The 16,609-nt window shown below is 56.1% G+C and carries 16 protein-coding genes; 15 read left to right on the top strand and 1 reads right to left on the bottom strand.

The genetic code is table 11. The features are described 5' to 3' along the window. Positions 1 to 5 precede the first annotated feature (5 nt). The 7 genes from DA792_RS15845 (at position 6) to DA792_RS15815 (ending at position 7,052) form a co-directional block, all read left to right on the top strand. A complete protein-coding gene (locus DA792_RS15845) occupies positions 6 to 932 on the top strand; it encodes a branched-chain amino acid ABC transporter permease (protein ID WP_107720986.1) in 927 nt (308 codons plus the stop codon). A 14-nt stretch (positions 933 to 946) separates the two neighbouring features. Further along, complete coding sequence (locus tag DA792_RS15840; RefSeq protein WP_107720984.1) at positions 947 to 1,828, top strand: 3-hydroxybutyryl-CoA dehydrogenase; 882 nt, start codon at positions 947 to 949, stop codon at positions 1,826 to 1,828. Between the two features lie 16 nt (positions 1,829 to 1,844). Next, positions 1,845 to 2,597 carry an electron transfer flavoprotein subunit beta/FixA family protein gene (locus DA792_RS15835; protein ID WP_107720707.1) on the top strand — a complete coding sequence of 251 codons (753 nt, stop codon included), beginning with the start codon at positions 1,845 to 1,847 and terminating at the stop codon, positions 2,595 to 2,597. Next, positions 2,597 to 3,517 (top strand): electron transfer flavoprotein subunit alpha/FixB family protein, encoded by a 921-nt coding sequence (locus DA792_RS15830; RefSeq protein WP_107720982.1) that lies wholly within the window; start codon positions 2,597 to 2,599, stop codon positions 3,515 to 3,517. The genes DA792_RS15835 and DA792_RS15830 overlap by 1 nt, the downstream gene beginning before the upstream one ends. A 12-nt stretch (positions 3,518 to 3,529) precedes the next feature. After that, entirely contained in the window at positions 3,530 to 5,332 is a 1,803-nt protein-coding gene (locus tag DA792_RS15825) for an acyl-CoA dehydrogenase (protein WP_107720980.1), read from the top strand. Positions 5,333 to 5,389: 57 nt separating this feature from the next. Further along, complete coding sequence (locus DA792_RS15820; protein WP_107720978.1) at positions 5,390 to 6,565, top strand: acetyl-CoA C-acyltransferase family protein; 1,176 nt, start codon at positions 5,390 to 5,392, stop codon at positions 6,563 to 6,565. Positions 6,566 to 6,632: 67 nt separating this feature from the next. Then, complete coding sequence (locus DA792_RS15815; RefSeq protein WP_159075295.1) at positions 6,633 to 7,052, top strand: acyl-CoA thioesterase; 420 nt, start codon at positions 6,633 to 6,635, stop codon at positions 7,050 to 7,052. A gap of 82 nt (positions 7,053 to 7,134) precedes the next feature. Here the strand turns inward: DA792_RS15815 and DA792_RS15810 are convergent, their stop codons facing one another. After that, a complete protein-coding gene (locus DA792_RS15810; protein WP_159075294.1) occupies positions 7,135 to 7,635 on the bottom strand; it encodes an Lrp/AsnC family transcriptional regulator in 501 nt (166 codons plus the stop codon). A gap of 147 nt (positions 7,636 to 7,782) precedes the next feature. Between DA792_RS15810 and DA792_RS15805 the strand changes: the two genes are divergently transcribed. The 8 genes from DA792_RS15805 to DA792_RS15770 all read left to right on the top strand — a co-directional run bounded on the left by DA792_RS15805 (position 7,783) and on the right by DA792_RS15770 (position 16,585). After that, a complete protein-coding gene (locus DA792_RS15805; RefSeq protein WP_254679274.1) occupies positions 7,783 to 8,961 on the top strand; it encodes a cytochrome P450 in 1,179 nt (392 codons plus the stop codon). A gap of 1 nt (position 8,962) precedes the next feature. Continuing rightward, positions 8,963 to 10,285 carry a glutamine synthetase gene (locus DA792_RS15800; protein WP_107720971.1) on the top strand — a complete coding sequence of 441 codons (1,323 nt, stop codon included), beginning with the start codon at positions 8,963 to 8,965 and terminating at the stop codon, positions 10,283 to 10,285. Positions 10,286 to 10,342: 57 nt separating this feature from the next. Next, positions 10,343 to 11,824, top strand: coding sequence for a glutamine synthetase family protein (locus DA792_RS15795; protein WP_107720969.1), 1,482 nt, complete (start codon positions 10,343 to 10,345; stop codon positions 11,822 to 11,824). A 92-nt stretch (positions 11,825 to 11,916) separates the two neighbouring features. Next, complete coding sequence (locus DA792_RS15790) at positions 11,917 to 12,954, top strand: ABC transporter substrate-binding protein (RefSeq protein ID WP_107720966.1); 1,038 nt, start codon at positions 11,917 to 11,919, stop codon at positions 12,952 to 12,954. 67 nt (positions 12,955 to 13,021) lie between these two features. Beyond that, on the top strand, positions 13,022 to 14,113 hold the full coding sequence (locus DA792_RS15785; protein ID WP_107720964.1) for an ABC transporter ATP-binding protein: 1,092 nt from the start codon (positions 13,022 to 13,024) through the stop codon (positions 14,111 to 14,113). Positions 14,114 to 14,115: 2 nt separating this feature from the next. Continuing rightward, complete coding sequence (locus tag DA792_RS15780; protein WP_107720962.1) at positions 14,116 to 14,982, top strand: ABC transporter permease; 867 nt, start codon at positions 14,116 to 14,118, stop codon at positions 14,980 to 14,982. A 2-nt stretch (positions 14,983 to 14,984) separates the two neighbouring features. Continuing rightward, complete coding sequence (locus DA792_RS15775) at positions 14,985 to 15,812, top strand: ABC transporter permease (protein ID WP_107720960.1); 828 nt, start codon at positions 14,985 to 14,987, stop codon at positions 15,810 to 15,812. Between the two features lie 62 nt (positions 15,813 to 15,874). After that, complete coding sequence (locus tag DA792_RS15770; RefSeq protein WP_107720958.1) at positions 15,875 to 16,585, top strand: type 1 glutamine amidotransferase; 711 nt, start codon at positions 15,875 to 15,877, stop codon at positions 16,583 to 16,585. Positions 16,586 to 16,609: the final 24 nt, after the last annotated feature.

The raw sequence follows: 16,609 nt of genomic DNA, 5'->3' as shown, positions 1-16,609 counted from the left end.
GGAACATGAAGAAATATTTGGCTTATGCACTCCTTCTCACCCTGTTGCTGGTCGCGCCGCTGCTGTTTTATCCGGTGCTGTTGATGAAGGTGCTGTGCTTTGCGCTGTTTGCCAGCGCCTTCAATCTGATCCTCGGCTATGGCGGTCTGCTCAGCTTTGGTCATGCGGCCTTTTTTGGTGGCGCGGCCTATGTCACAGGTCACGCGATCAAAGTTTGGGGCTTGCCGACTGAACTCGGCATTCTGACCGGGACCGCTGCGGCGATGGTCCTTGGGCTTTTGGTGGGCGTCTTGGCGATCTGCCGTCAGGGCATCTATTTCGCGATGATCACTTTGGCCTTGGCGCAGATGGTCTATTTCGTCTTTATCCGCTCCGGCTTCACCGGCGGTGAAAATGGCCTGCAAGGCATTCCGCGCGGCACGTTTTTGGGGCTCGTTGATTTGAGCAACGACCGCGCGATGTACTATTTCGTGCTGGGGGTCTGCCTCATCGGCTTTGGCGTGATTGCCCGCGCGGTGCATTCGCCTTTCGGCCAAGTGCTGCGTGCGATCCGCGACAATGAACCCCGCGCCACATCTCTTGGCTATAACATCGACCGTTACAAACTTTTGGCCTTTGTGATTTCCGCTACGATTGCCGGGCTTGCGGGTGCGACCAAGTCGGTGGTGTTCCAATTGGCCTCTTTGACCGACGCGCACTGGCACATGTCAGGCGAGGTTGTGTTGATGACACTCTTGGGTGGGTTGGGCACGATCTTCGGCCCCGCCGTTGGTGCAGGCCTCATCGTGACGCTGCAAAATACGCTGTCCTCTGGGCCTCTTGGGGCGTGGGTCACCGTGATCATGGGGTTGATCTTTATCATCTGCGTCTTGGCGTTCCGCAAAGGGATCGTCGGTGAGCTTCAGGCTGTGCTGCGCAAGTCCTTCAACTGAAAGGTATACCTCATATGACAACCACGATCAGATCCACAGGGGTCATTGGTGCCGGGCAGATGGGCAACGGGATTGCCCAAGTCATGGCGCAGGCCGGGATGGATGTCGTTCTGAGCGACATCAGTGCCGATGCGTTGAGCGCGGCAATGGCGTTGATCCGCCGCAATCTGGACCGTCAGGTCGAGCGCGAAAAGATCACAGCCGAAGACCGGGATCAGGCTCTTGCACGGATTTCGACCACGCATGACATGGCGCGGGTGGGGGCTACGGATCTGGTGATTGAGGCCGCCACAGAAAACGAAGCCCTCAAACTGCGCATCTTCGAAGGTCTGATGCCGCACTTGCAGGAGCAAACGTTTCTGACGACGAACACCTCGTCGATTTCGGTGACCCGGCTCGCCTCGGCCACCGATCGGCCAGATCGGTTCATGGGCATTCACTTCATGAATCCCGTGCCGGTGATGAAATTGGTGGAATTGATCCGGGGCTTGTCCACCAGCAATGAGACCTTTGACACCATCAACGAGGTCGTCAGACGGATCGGCAAAACTGCCGCCGTGGCCGAGGATTACCCGGCCTTTATCGTCAACCGTATCTTGGTCCCGATGATCAACGAGGCGGTCTACACGTTGTTCGAAGGTGTCGGCTGTGTCTCTTCGATTGACCAAGCGATGAAACTCGGGGCCAACCACCCGATGGGCCCGCTTGAGCTTGGCGATTTCATCGGGCTCGATACCTGTCTGGCGGTGATGAATGTGCTCTACCACGGTCTGTCGGATAGCAAATATCGCCCATGCCCGCTGTTGGTGAAATACGTCGAGGCCGGGTGGACTGGCCGCAAAGCCGGTCGCGGTTTTTATGATTATAGCACGGTGCCTCCCACACCGACCCGCTAACACAAGGAGCGTAAAAATGAAGGTACTCGTACCAGTCAAGCGCGTGATCGACTACAACGTGAAGGTCAAAGTAAAGGCCGATGGCACGGGTGTTGATCTTGCGAATGTGAAGATGTCGATGAACCCGTTCGATGAGATCGCGGTTGAAGAGGCCATTCGTCTGAAAGAGGCCGGCGTGGCCAGCGAGATCGTCATTGTGTCGATCGGCGAGAAGAAATCCACCGATACGATCCGCAACGCGCTGGCCATGGGGGCGGATCGCGGCCTTCTTGTGGTTGAGGATCAGGGCGTCGAGATTGAGCCGCTGGCCGTGGCCAAAATTTTGGCCAAGATCGTGGCAGACGAGGCGCCTGAGCTGGTCATTCTCGGCAAACAGGCGATCGACAATGACATGAATGCAACCGGTCAGATGCTGGCCGCCCTTTTGGGATGGGGCCAGGCGACCTTTGCCTCTGAGGTCAAAATCGAAGCGGGCAAAGCGGTTGTGACCCGCGAAGTCGACGGCGGGTTGCAGACCATTTCGGTCGCGCTTCCGGCGATTGTGACCACCGATTTGCGCCTCAATGAGCCGCGCTATGCCTCGCTTCCGAACATCATGAAGGCGAAGAAAAAGCCTTTGGATGAAAAGACATCCGCAGATTACGGCGTCGACACCGCGCCGCGTTTGACCGTTGTGTCGACCGACGAGCCGAAAGGCCGCGACGCTGGCATCAAGGTCGGATCGGTCGATGAACTGGTCGCGAAACTCAAAGAAGGAGGGCTTGTCTGATGGCTGTTTTGTGTCTTGCTGAAGTCGCCTCTGGCGCAGTTGCGATGGATGCCACCGCCAAAGCGGTGAGCGCCTCCGCCCAACTTGGCGATGTGACGGTTTTGGTCTGTGGCCCTGCGACGGCTGCCGATGAGGCCGCGAAAATTGACGGCGTGACCAAGGTTTTGCGCGCCGATGACGCGGCTTATACCAATGGCCTGGCCGAAAATCTGGCCGCTTTGATCGTGTCTTTGGCGGGGGATTACACGCATATCACCGCGCCCGCCACGACCACGGGCAAAAACGTCTTGCCGCGGGTTGCAGCGCTTTTGGATGTGATGATTTTGACCGATGTCACCTCCGTTGTGGATGCCGATACGTTCACGCGCCCGATCTATGCCGGGAACGCAATTCAAACGGTACGTTCGAAAGATGAAAAAAAGGTAATCACCTTCCGCACCTCGACGTTTGAGGCGGCGGGCCTGTCGGGTGCAGCAGCGGTGTCGGACATCTCTGGCGCGGAGGATGCGGGCCTGTCACAGTTTGTCGAGGACAAGGTCGCGGTCAATGATCGCCCGGAATTGACCTCCGCCAAAATCGTCGTTTCCGGCGGGCGTGGCGTCGGCTCCGAAGAAGATTTTGCCATCATTTCGGCGCTCGCGGACAAACTCGGCGCCGCCGTCGGGGCCTCGCGCGCGGCGGTCGACTCGGGCTTTGCCCCGAACGATTGGCAAGTCGGCCAAACCGGAAAAGTCGTCGCCCCCGAGCTCTACATCGCCGTCGGCATCTCCGGCGCGATCCAGCACCTCGCCGGCATGAAAGACTCCAAAGTCATCGTCGCCATCAACAAGGACGAAGAGGCCCCCATCTTCCAGGTCGCCGACTTCGGCCTCGTCGCAGATTTGTTCCAAGCCGTTCCGGAATTGACCGGGAAGCTCTAAAAGGATTGAGCCATGACCTATCACGCCCCCTTGCGCGAAATTAACTTTATCCTTGAAGATCTGTGTAACCTGTCCGGGCTTTCTGCACTGGACGGGTTTGAGGATTTCACGCCCGAAACGATCGAAGCCATTTTGGTTGAGGCCGGAAAATTCGCCAATGACGTTCTGGCGCCTTTGAATCATCAGGGCGATGTCGATGGTCTTGGGTTCAAAGATGGCAAGGTCACCATGCCACGCGGGTGGAAAGAGGCCTACACCAGCTTGGTGGAGGCCGGGTGGAACAGCCCCGCCGCAGAACCTGAGTTCGGTGGTATGGGGCTTCCGGTGTTGGTCAACACCTGTATCCAAGAGCTGTTCAACGGCGCGAATATCTCGTTCCAACTCTGCCCTTTGCTGACCCAAGGCGCCATCGAAGCACTGGCCGCTTATGCCGATCCTGCGCTTCAGGCGATCTATCTTGAAAAGATGGTGTCGGGCGAATGGGCGGGGACAATGAACCTGACCGAACCTCAGGCCGGGTCCGATCTGTCTCAGGTGCGTTCTAAAGCGGTGCCTAAGGACGACCATTATCTGATCAGCGGTCAGAAGATTTTCATCACCTACGGTGAGCACGATATGGTCGACAACATCGTCCACCTCGTCTTGGCGCGTCTGCCCGATGCGCCGGAAGGGACCAAAGGCATTTCCCTGTTCGTGGTGCCAAAATTCTTGCCGGATGCCGAGGGTCAGCCGGGGGTCGCCAATGACCTGCGTTGTGTGTCGATCGAACATAAACTGGGCATTCACGCCAGCCCAACCTGTACCATGGCCTATGGCGACAATGAGGGTGCGATCGGCTATTTGGTTGGTGAGCCGAACCGTGGTTTGCAGTATATGTTCGCGATGATGAACAACGCGCGGCTGAACGTCGGGCTTCAGGGCATCGGCGTCGCTGAACACGCGTTTCAAACCGCAGCAACGTACGCCTCCGAACGCAAACAGGGCGCGATCACAAATGGCACCTCGCCTGCGCCGATCATCCAGCACCCGGATGTCAAACGCATGCTGGGCGTGATGAAAGCGCAAACGGAAGGTGCCCGGATTCTGGCCCTGCGCGCCGCTTTGTCCATTGATATGGCCGAACGCGCCTCTGACGCGGACATCCGTGCCCGTCATCAACGCCGGGTGGATTTGCTCATCCCGGTGGTCAAAGCCTGGTCGACCGAAATGGCTGTTACCGTGGCCTCTCAGGCGGTGCAGGTGCATGGCGGCATGGGCTATGTCGAGGAAACCGGCGTGGCGCAGTTTTACCGCGATGCCAAGATCACCACGATTTACGAAGGCACGACCGGCATTCAGGCGATGGACCTTGTTGGGCGTAAAATTTTGCGAGACCAAGGGCTTGCGGTGAGTGAAATCATATCCGACATCCGCGCCAGTGCGAACGCTCTCTCTGGTGAGGGCGAGGGTGCGCTGGACGTCAACCTGATGCGTCGCAGCGCCCATGAAGCCGCTGATCTGATTGAAAAATCCTGTGAATGGCTGCTTGCGGCTCAGGTTACGGATGCCGCTTTGCCGCTGGCCGCCGCGCAAAGTGTGATGGATGTGTTCGGCATGAGCCTTTCGGCGTGGTGTTTGATTGACAGTGCAGCGGCGGCGTCCCGCCATCTTGTGGCGGGCGAAGGTGACGCTGCGTTTTGGCGCTATCGGATATCCTTGGCCGAATGTTTCATTCATCATATTTTCCCAATGGCACAGGCGCGGCTGACCACCATGCGCAATGGGTCGCTGGGCGTGATCGGGCTTGAGCCTGACATGTTGGCACAGGCAAGCTGATCGAATATTGGCCCCGTCGCAGCGAGGGTGCGGGGCCTTTCACATAAGGATTGAGAGATGACGGATATTGTAATTTTAGGCGGGGCCCGGACCGCGATTGGCACCTTTGGCGGCGCTCTTTCAGGGATGTCCCCGATTGCGCTTGCGACCCATGTGACCAAGGCCGCTTTGGAGCGCTCGGGCACGACGCCGGATCAGATCGGCACGGTGGCCTTTGGTCATGTGTTGAACACTGAGCCGCGGGACATGTACCTCAGCCGTGCCGCCGCGATTGAGGCCGGGATGGCGGTTGAGACCCCGGCGATGAACGTGAACCGGCTCTGTGGTTCGGGCATTCAGGCCATCGTGTCCGTGGTGCAATCCCTGATGCTTGGCGATGCCGAGTTTGGTCTTGCCGGTGGCGCGGAATGTATGAGCCGCGCGCCCTATATTGTCCCTGCGATCCGTTGGGGCCAAAAGATGGGGGATACAGGTGCGACCGACATGATGCTCGGCGCGCTGACCTGTCCATTTGGCACAGGGCATATGGGGGTCACTGCCGAAAATGTTGCGGCGGAACACGGTATCACCCGTGAGGCACAGGATGCCTTTGCGCTTGAAAGTCAAAACCGCGCCGCACGGGCGATTGCCGAGGGGCGGTTTGCCAGCCAAATCTCCCCGCTCGAGATCAAGACTCGCAAGGGCGTCACCGTGTTTGACACCGATGAGCACCCCAAGCCAAGTTCCATTGAGGCGCTGGCCGGTCTGCGCACTGCGTTCCAAAAAGACGGGACTGTGACGGCGGGCAATGCCTCGGGCCTCAATGATGGGGCAGGGGCGATTGTTCTGGCGCGTCGTGATGCCGCCGAAGCGGCGGGTCTGACCCCGACATTCCGCATCGTCGGCTATGGCCACGCTGGCGTGCGCCCCGAGGTGATGGGGGTTGGCCCGATCCCGGCTGTGCGCAATTTGATGCAGAAAACCGGCCTGACGGCGGGTGATTTTGATGTGGTTGAATCGAACGAAGCCTTTGCCTCGCAAGCGATCGCGGTCAGCACCGAGTTGGGGTTTGATCCCGCGCGGGTGAACCCCAATGGCGGGGCGATCGCGCTTGGTCACCCGATTGGGGCCACGGGCGCGATCCTCACGTTGAAACTGATGTATGAGCTTGAGCGCATTGGTGGCCGCTATGGTTTGGCGACGATGTGCATCGGTGGCGGACAGGGCATCGCCCTTGCCATTGAGCGCCTGTAAAACACACGGGGCCGGAGATCAAACTCCGGTCCCGGCTTTGAACGATCCCTTCGAAAGACCTATAAAGATGACCCAAGCAGAGCCCATTGCCGTCGAACAACGCATCGCTTTTGGCGACTGCGATATTGTCGGCATCGTCTACACCGGGCGTCTGCTCAACTATGGCGTTGAGGCGATTGACGAGTTTTACAAACAGGTGGTTGGGCGCGGGTGGTTCGAATTTTGCACGGATCACAAGCTTGCGACGCCATTTGTCAATGTGACCGTGGACTTTCGCAAACCGGCCACGCCGCGTGACAAGCTGATCTGTCATGTTGCGCCAACCCGTCTTGGACGCACCTCGATTGTCTTTTCCGTGATCGGCAAACAAAACGATGCGATCTGTTTTGAGGGCAGCTACACCTGTGTGTTCACCTCAATGGACACGCTGGAAAAACAAGCGCCGCCTGATTGGCTCGCCAAGGCGATTGCTCCGTGGATTGGCTAAGCGCCTCAGCCATTTGAGAAGATCTCAAATGCATTGAGGCTGAGCTTTTAGGATGCCCCTCGTCACTCCGATCGCAATCTTATCACACACCCCTTTGGGTCGCCCCGCGATTTGACGTTTCATCGGGCCGCAACGGCACGCCAAAATCTGTGCGAGAGTCAAAGGTGATTGAGGTTTCGTAGGCTGAAATATCTTCCGTATCGCTGAACGCGGCACGGGCGACCTCTTTGAGGTGGTTCATATTTTTGGCGATCATGTAGACGATCAGATCGAACTGCCCTGTCACCAGATGCACCTGTTGAATTTCGGGCAGGGCAATCAACCGATCCATCAAAGCATCAATGTTGATTTGGCCATGCTTGGAGATTTTTGCCATCACCACAATGGAGAGCTCATACCCAAGCATACTGGGCTCAACGATGGTCTTGGTCTCCTTTAAAACGCCCGCCGCCCACAATCGTTTGATCCGCTCGTGGCAAGATGACGCAGCCAATCCCACTTCGGCAGCGATTTGTTTGTTCATCAAACGAGCATCATTCTGCAAAAGGTCCATAATCTGGTAGTCTGTACGGTCTAATTCCATAACCTTCGCCCAATCATCGAAATTCATTCGGTTGCGACGAATTATGTATCAATGCAACATTTGAGTCCAGAGAATTGCCGAAGTTTGCACAGACATCTCCTGACTTCGCCGAACCAAAAACGAGATCATAGCACAATGAACGATATCATGGACGCTCCACGCCTCGACATTTCGAAACCAGGTTTCTCCATGCGGTCGCAGGAAGTGGCCGATGCGCGTGCCAAAAGCTGGTTTGCCTACACGCCTTACGGCATTGCCGCCCTGCGCTATGATGCCGTTAAGGAATTGGTGATGAGCCCATCTTTGCGGCAGGGGTCCTATAAGTGGCCAGATCACAACGACACCCACGGTGTCTGGGCGCAGTGGTGGAAGCGGATTATGCTCAACAAGGAAGGCGAGGATCACACGCGTCTTCGCCGTCTCGGTCAGCCCGCCTTTGCGCCCAAACTGGTAAAATCCTTATTGCCCAGCTTCCAAGCCTTGGCGGACGAATTGATCTCAAAGTTTGAGGCGCGCGGAGAATGCGAATTTATGGCCGATTTCGCGGAGCCATATGCGACTCGCGTGATCTGTCAACTGGTCGGCCTCTCCGATGAAAATTGGCGAGAATTCGCGGATTTGGCCGTGGAGATGGGGTATGCGCTGGGGGTGAATTATAAACGTGACGAAGCCCGCGTGGATGCTGCGGCCACCAAGTTGATAAATTATGCGAAGGCGTTGGTTGAGGAGCGCCGCGCGGCGCCGCGTGATGATTTTGTTGGCAATTTGATTGCTGCAAGTGGCGTCGGCGGGCAACTCTCAGAACAAGAGCTGTATGATATGATCGTTTTGACGATCTTTGGCGGTGTTGACACCACGCGCAACCAGATCGGTTTGGCTATGAGCAGCTTTTTGGAGCACCCGGATCAATGGGCGCTTTTGGGTCAAAACCCCGATTTGGGCCGCGCGGCGGTCGAAGAGGTGATGCGCACCCGCCCCACGACGACATGGGTGACACGCGAAGCGGCCGAAGATTTCGAGTATCGGGGCTTGCGGATCGAAAAGGGGACGACTGTGCATTTGTTCTCTGCCGCCGCAAGCACGGATCCCGAGCATTTCGAAGACGGGTTCGACATTACCAAAACGCGCAAGCCGCATTTCGGATTTGGCGGAGGCAAGCACCATTGCATTGGTTCTCCCATTGCACGCGGTGACATGACCGAGGCGCTGAAACTGCTGTCACAACGGCTGTTAAATCCGCGACTGAATGGGGCTGCCGAATGGTTGCCCGACAGTGGCAATACCGGCCCGCTGAGCCTGCCAATCGCGTTCGACAAGGCGCTTTGACATGCGTGATCTCTCAGCATTGAAAGCCAAGTTGGACGAACATCAGGCCGAGGTTGTCCATGTTGGGCAATTCGACACCGCCTCGATTTTCCGCGAACGTCGCCTGCGCAAGGATCAGTTTTTGGAGTGGGCCGAAGATCCGCGGTTTTCCAATACATTGGCCTATTGGGACAGCGGTGATGATCTGTTTGCCGGAACGACCTATGGCACGGCCCCACAGGCCATCGACCTCTCAAGTCTGCGCCCTTACCCCGCCGAACCCGGTGCGGTTGCGATCATCGCGGAGATGGAAGGGGAGGCAAAGGAGCTGATGCCGCGTCAGGTTTTGCGCCGTCAGTTGGAGCGGGCCGAAGCCATGGGATATTTGGTCAAAGGGGCTTTTGAATTCGAAGTGATCCTACTGGATGAAACGGATCTTTCGGTGCGAGACAGCGGGTTTCGACATCTCAAACCATTTGCCCCGGACAACAAATGCTGGTCAGGCACTACGGCGGCGACCCATGCAGCTCTGATTGCTGACATGGAGGCCGAAATCTTGGGCTATGGCGTCAATCTGTTTGGCCTTGGGGTCGAGTTGGGTCCAGGGTGTTTGGAAACGACATTGGGGGCAGAGTTCGGATTAAAAGCGGCTGATGATGCAGCGTTTCTGCGTCTGGCAGTGCGGTCGTTTGCGCGTCGCAAGGGTTTGACGGCCAGTTTTATGCCCTTTTTGGGAGCGGGCTACCCGGGTTTGGGCGGGCATCTTTCGGTGTCGTTGCATGACAAGGTAAGTGGAGAAAACAAATTCTCTGCCCCTGACGGGACAACCAGCCCGTTGGCACAGACATTTATTGCCGGAATGATGGAAGTCGTCCCTGAGTGCTATGCGCTCTGTACCAGTTCGGTCAATGCATACCGACGGTTGGCCCCCGGAAGTTGGGCCCCCAAAGCGGTGACTTGGCAGGACTATACGTTCACCACATCCGTCCGGTCGGTTCCATCGGCTGGGGAGCATGCCCGGCTTGAATTCCGGTCTCCTCCGGCGGATTGCAACACCTATCTGACCATGGCCCTGATGCTGGCCGCAGGTCTTGATGGGATTGAGCGCGATCTCCCCCATCGCCCTGCCACTCAGGCGGGTGGTCCAGACGATGTGCCTGCGGGATGCGCTCGCTTCCCACGCGATCTGTACGAGGCGGCAAGTCGGCTTGAGCACAGTGAAAACGGTCGCCGTTTGTTTGGCGACGCTTTCGTGGACAATTTCGCGTTGGCTTGTAAGGCTGAAGATTCAGCTCTTCGAAAATCTGTGCCGGATGAGGAACGGCGTCGATATCTTGAGGCCTGATACGTTGGGCAAAAGTTGAAATCAAAATCAAAAAATCAAAAAAACAGGGAACTTACCATGGTTGGTACACAAACGGACTATCACCGGGATGTCGCTGACGCACAGCGCGATGAATTGGTCAAACGGGTGCGCAAGAAAATCGACGACCTTGGGGTGGACTACATCTACTACCAATATATTTCGATCACAGGGCGTGTCATGGGCAAGGCCGCCCCGGCGCGTCATTGGGAAACGCAAGCGCGAAAAGGGGTGCAAACTTGGATGGGTGGGGTTGCTGATGTGACCCCGAATTTCAAGGGAGATTTGATTGGCTTTGATGCCAATGCGATGGAATGTATCGCCTTGCCGGACCCGGACACATTCGTGCAACTGCCATGGGACAAACGCATCGCTCGGGTGTTTTGCACGCTGTATTACAGCCTTGAAGATCTGGAAAAACCGGGTTGCTATTACGAATATGACACGCGTGGCAACCTGAAGCGGTTCCAAAAGGAATTTCAAGAAAAGAACAACGGCTTGACCCTGCGTGTTGGGTTGGAACCGGAGATGCTTTGGTTGAAACCAAAGGAGGGCGAGGTGCAACCCTATGAGGGGATCACCAAGGCCTATGCCTATCACATCGGTCAATTCGAAATTGCCCGCGATATCTGGAAACAGGTCTCGGATTACGCCTTGGCGATGGGCTTGGATATGATTCAAGGCGATTGTGAAGATGCGCCCGGTCAGGTCGAGTTGAACTATCAATTTGATGATGCGCTGGCCACCTGTGATCGGATGACGACCTATCGTCAGATTTGTGCCGAGGTGGCGCGTCAACACGGGTTGATCGCATGTTTTATGGCCAAACCTTTCATGGGCTATGCGGCAAATGGGTGCCACCACAACTGTTCGGTTTGGACCGGCAGCACACGCGAAGTTCAGCATCTTGTCGACGGCGAATTGCCCGGCATGGAAGAGAACTGGATGTACTCCAAGGGCGGAGTGAACGAGTTCGAAAACACTGACGGCGGCTGGTTGCCGACCGAACTGGGGCATCATCTGTTGGGCGGGGCGCTCAAGCATATTGATGCGCTGACCGCCATCGGGGCGTCCACGGTGAACTCGTATCGCCGGTTCAACGATTTCGGTCTTTGGGCACCGATCGGGGCCAATTGGGGACTACAAAACCGCAGTTGCACCATTCGTATTTCGTCGCCGGATCGGTTTGAATTCCGTGCCGTGGACAGCATGGTCAACCCGCATTTGTTCTGCTGCGCTTTGCTGAAAGCGATGCAGGACGGGATTGATCATAAAATCGACCCGGGTCAACCGGAGAGCCGCAACGTGACCACGGTCTGGCAAGACGGCGGCGACGTGAAACTGATCCCGCTGAATTTGCATGATGCCTTGGAAGCCCTGAAGGCGGATGAGGTTGTCAAAAGCGCGATGCCGGGCGGGCTTTACGACCTGTATGATGAATACAAACGCGATGAATGGACCCGTTTCCTGCGCGAGGTCACCAATTGGGATGTGGAACGCTACCTGCATTGCGTTCCCTAAGTCTTCCAAAGCGGCAGGGACCAAAACCGGTGCGACCTGCCGCGCCTCCTCCCCAGATTGCGCATCGAAAAAAACCAACAGGGAAGTAAAAAATGAAGATTAAGCACATGATGACCGCTGTCTTGATAGCGGCGACCCCGGCGGCCACCTTGGCGGGTGAAGTGAATGTCCTGACATGGGAAGGCTATGCCGATGACAGTTTCATCAAGGATTTCGAAGCCACCAGCAGTTGTAAAGTGAATGCAACCTATGTTGGGTCAAATGACGATTTTGCGCCCAAACTGGCGGCGGGGGGCGGTATTTATGACCTGATCACCCCCTCTATCGACACAACCTCTTTGATGATTGATGCGGGGTTCGTTGACCCTCTCGACACCAGCAAAATCACCGAATGGGCCAATATCTACGAAAAATTCCTTAAGCTGGACGGCATTCAACGCGATGGCGCCTATTACGGGATGCCTTACACGTGGGGGTCGATCCCGTTCATGTATCGCACCGACAAATTTGACACGCCGCCCATGTCGCTGCGCGATGTGTTTGCAGCGGATTTGTCGGGCAAAATTTCGCTCTGGGATGATAAATCTTCGCTCTATGTCGCGGCGCGTATGAATGGCGACATGGACATCTACAATCTTTCCGACGCTCAGTTGGCCGAGGCCGTAGAGCTTTTGGTCGAATTGAAGCCCCTTGTCCGCAAATATTGGGCCACAGCGGGCGAGTTGGTCGATTTGTATGCCGGGGGTGAAGTGTGGGTGTCAAACACATGGGGCGGTTATCAATCCAACCTCTTGGCGGAACAGGACGTCCAGGTGACAGAGTTTATTCCCACCGAAGGGGCGGAAGGCTGGATGGACAGCTGGATGTTGGTGAAAGACACGCCCAATACGGACTGCGCTTATAAGCTGTTGAATATGTTGCTGTCAGAAGACGGACAATGTGGCGTGGCCAATGTGAATGGATATTCCGTGTCAAACCCGGTTGCGGCCATAGCATGTATGCCGCCCGAGCAATACGCAATGTTGCACCAAGATGACCCGGATTACTTGGATAGCCTTTTGCTTTGGGCTCCACTCGGTGAGCGTCTCGAAGCGTACACGAACGCCTGGAACTCTGTGAAGTCGCAGTGACAAATGAAACATTGATCCTCGCACCCTGTGTTGGTGCGAGGTCTCATAACTCCTGCGAGCGAAAAAGATGCCACCAGTTATAGAACTCAGCAATATCAGCAAGCACTACGGGACGGTGGTCGGTGTTGACCACGTTGACCTTAAAGTTCAGGACGGGGAGTTTCTCACATTGTTGGGCCCGTCCGGGTGTGGGAAATCGACACTGTTGCGTATGATTGGCGGGTTTGAAACGCCGACCTCGGGTCTGATCAAACTCTCGGGTCAGGACGTCACTTACATGCCGCCGCAAAAGCGCGACGTGAACATGATGTTCCAAGATTACGCCCTGTTTCCGCACATGTCCGTGGGTCAGAACATAATGTATGGCCTAAAGATGAAAGGCATTGGCAAAGCCGACGCGCGCCGGATGGCGTTGGAGGCTTTGGATCTTGTTGGGTTGCCGGATAAAATTGATCAACGCCCCAATCAACTCTCTGGCGGGCAACAACAACGTATCGCTTTGGCACGGGCGATTGTGCGCCACCCCAAAGTGCTTTTGCTCGACGAACCCCTGTCGGCTTTGGACGCCAATCTGCGCGAACAGATGCAAGTTGAGTTGAAACATCTGCACGACAAAATTGGCATCACTTTCATCATGGTGACACACGATCAAACCGAAGCCCTGGTGATGTCTGATCGCGTTGTGGTGATGCAGAAAGGTGTGGTTGCTCAGGACGGCACACCACAGGATTTGTATGAAAACCCAATGTCCTCCTATGTGGCGAATTTTATCGGGACGACCAATTTCCTGCCCGCCAAACTGGTCTCTCAGTCTGACGGACAGGCGGTGGTCGAGGCCTCTGGTCAAACGTTGACTGTCGCAAAGTTTGACGCGGCATTGCTGGCCCGGCCCATACAAATCGGGCTGCGCCCCGAAAAGCTGCGGTTCTTGTTCAACAGCGACAGCGGTGCGGGCAATGTTTTGACCGGGACTGTGGCGGAGCACATCTATTACGGGCTTGGGTTGCGCAGTCTTGTGCGTCTGGACGGTGGTCAGGAGGTTTTGGTGGATGCGCTTCTGCCCAGTGGGATGGCGCGCTCCACGACACCTGCGCTCGGCGCAACGGTCCGCCTTGGGATCGACGCCGAAGCCATCTCTGTCTTTGAAAAGGAAAGCTGACCATGGCACCACGCAGCCTTACCCGGATGTCGGGGCACTTGGTGCTTGGCATTCCAATCCTATGGATCATTCTGTTCATGTTGATCCCCTATACGGGGCTTCTCACCTACAGTTTTTGGATCAAAAAATACCCTCTGTTTGAACCGGCGTTTCAGTTTGGCAATTATTTGACCCTGATTGAAGATCCGCAATATATCCGGGTGCTGTTGCGCACGTTGAAAATTGCGGCGTTGACCTCCTTGGCCTCTCTTCTTTTGGCCTATCCTTTCGCCTATTTTTTGGTGTTCCGACTGCACAATCATACTTGGCGCACGGTTCTGTTTTTGGGCGTCATTGCGCCGCTTTGGGTGTCTTATTTGCTGCGCGCCTATGTTTGGAAAACCATTTTGGGCACGGAGGGCATTCTGAATTCATTTCTGATCAACACAGGGATGATTGCAGAGCCGCTGTCCTTCCTGCTCTATAGCCAATCGGCAATGGTGGTGACGCTGACCTATATTTTCATCCCCTTTATGGTGATGCCGATCTACACCGCGCTGGAGAAGATCCCGCACAACCTGACCGAAGCGTCGGCCGATCTTGGTATGGGCGCTTGGGCCACCTTTTTCAGGGTGACGTTCCCCCTGTCTTTGCCGGGGGTCGTGGCGGGGTTCACCATGACCTTTTGTCTGAGCTTCGGGGATTTTATCGCACCGTTTCTTGTGGGCGGACCTGACGGACAGATGGTGGCGAATGTCATCGCATCACAGTTTGGCGCGGCCCTGAATTGGCCCCTTGGATCGGCCTTGGCCGTGGTGATGCTGTTCATCGTTTTGACAATCATCTCGCTGGGCGACTGGGTCGAGCAAAAAGGCAAGGTGGAGGCCTGAACATGCGCGCGACACATTCAAAAACAGCCCTGAGGGTGAAACGTTTGGCGGCCGACAGTGCCTTTATGACATTCGTCTGTCTGCTGATGGCCTTTCTCTATATCCCAATTTGGGTGCTGATTATTTTCAGCTTCAACGACTCGCGATCTTTGACGTGGCCACTTAGCGGTTTCACGACCCATTGGTACGAAACCTTGTTTGCCAACGAGGCGCTTTTGGCCGCATTGGGCAACAGTGTTTATGTGGCGTTGTGCTCGACTGTTCTGACACTTGTGGTTGGGATACCTGCGGCGCTGGCCCTGCATAAATATAGCTTTCCGGGCAAAACGATTTTCCGGCGCTTGCTGTTGTTGCCGATCGCCTTGCCGGGCATTGTCACCGGGATTTCGATGTTGAACGCCTTTCGTCTGTTTGGCTTTCACCTCAGCCTTGAGACCGTTATTTTGGGCCATGCAACGGCGCTTTTGGCCGTCGTCGTGACCCAAATTTTTGCCCGCTTACAGCGAGTCCCAAAATCTCTCAGTGAGGCCTCTTCAGATCTGGGGGCGGGGGCCTTTCAGACCTTTATCTACGTCACGCTTCCCAACATCAAAACGGCCATCATCGGGGCTGGCACCCTCTCTTTCGTGCTGTCCTTTGATGAAATTCCCGTCACCTTTTTCCTAACCGGGCGCGACAACACGTTGCCGATGTACATCTACTCGACCATGCGGCGCGGGGTGACGCCTGAAATCAACGCGATCGGCTCATTGATCGTTCTCATGTCGCTCATTCTGATTATTGCCTCTGCGGTCATCACCCTGCGCGACACGACGGCGCGTCGCAAATAGGACCTTCCCATGTTTCACATCGCTAAGATTTTCTGCCGGACACAAAGAGCCGGGGTGCACAGATGGGCGGCACGCCAGTTTGGCGGTTTGACCTCATGAAGCTCTGTATTCTTGAACTCGACAGCCCGTCTGACCCACATGTTTCTGACTTTGGGGATTATGGGGACATGTTCGAAAACTGGCTGTCTCCAACGCTCCCGGAGGCTCAATTTTCGCGGATCAAGCTGGATCAAACGGGGCGTCTTCCGGGCCTGACGGACTATGATGGCTATCTGCTGTCGGGGTGCCGGTACGGTGTTTATGACGCGATTGCGTGGAAGGAAGATTTGCAACATTTCCTGCGTCAAGCACGCGACATCGGTCTGCCGTTCGGTGGCGTTTGCTTTGGTCATCAAATCATAGCCGACACGTTTGGCGCAACGGTTCGAAAATCTGATCAGGGCTGGGTTGTTGGCAAAGAGACCTATGCGGGCAAATCCGCCTTTGCCGTCCATCAAGACCAAGTTTTGACCGCGCCAGACAGCGCCAAGTCGGTGTCTGGCAGTGCACGTTGTCCGATTGGGCGCATCGACTATGCGTTTCCTGCTCTCTCGGTTCAATACCACCCTGAATTCACCGCCCCGTATTTCGACGCCTTTCTGACCGCGTGGCGGGGCAATCCGGTGCCAGCATCTCTTGTGGATGCCGCACTGCCTGATCTCACAGCGGATCTGAACTGTGATGGCATTGCCGCAGATTTTGCGCGGGTCTTTCGGACACGAGGTCCCTCGTGATCCCCATCCAATACCAAGTCAAAG

Source organism: Celeribacter baekdonensis (assembly GCF_003047105.1).
GTDB lineage: Bacteria > Pseudomonadota > Alphaproteobacteria > Rhodobacterales > Rhodobacteraceae > Celeribacter > Celeribacter baekdonensis_B.
The sequence above is the reverse complement of the archived record's forward strand: the minus strand, read 5'-3'. Positions and strand labels throughout refer to the sequence as shown.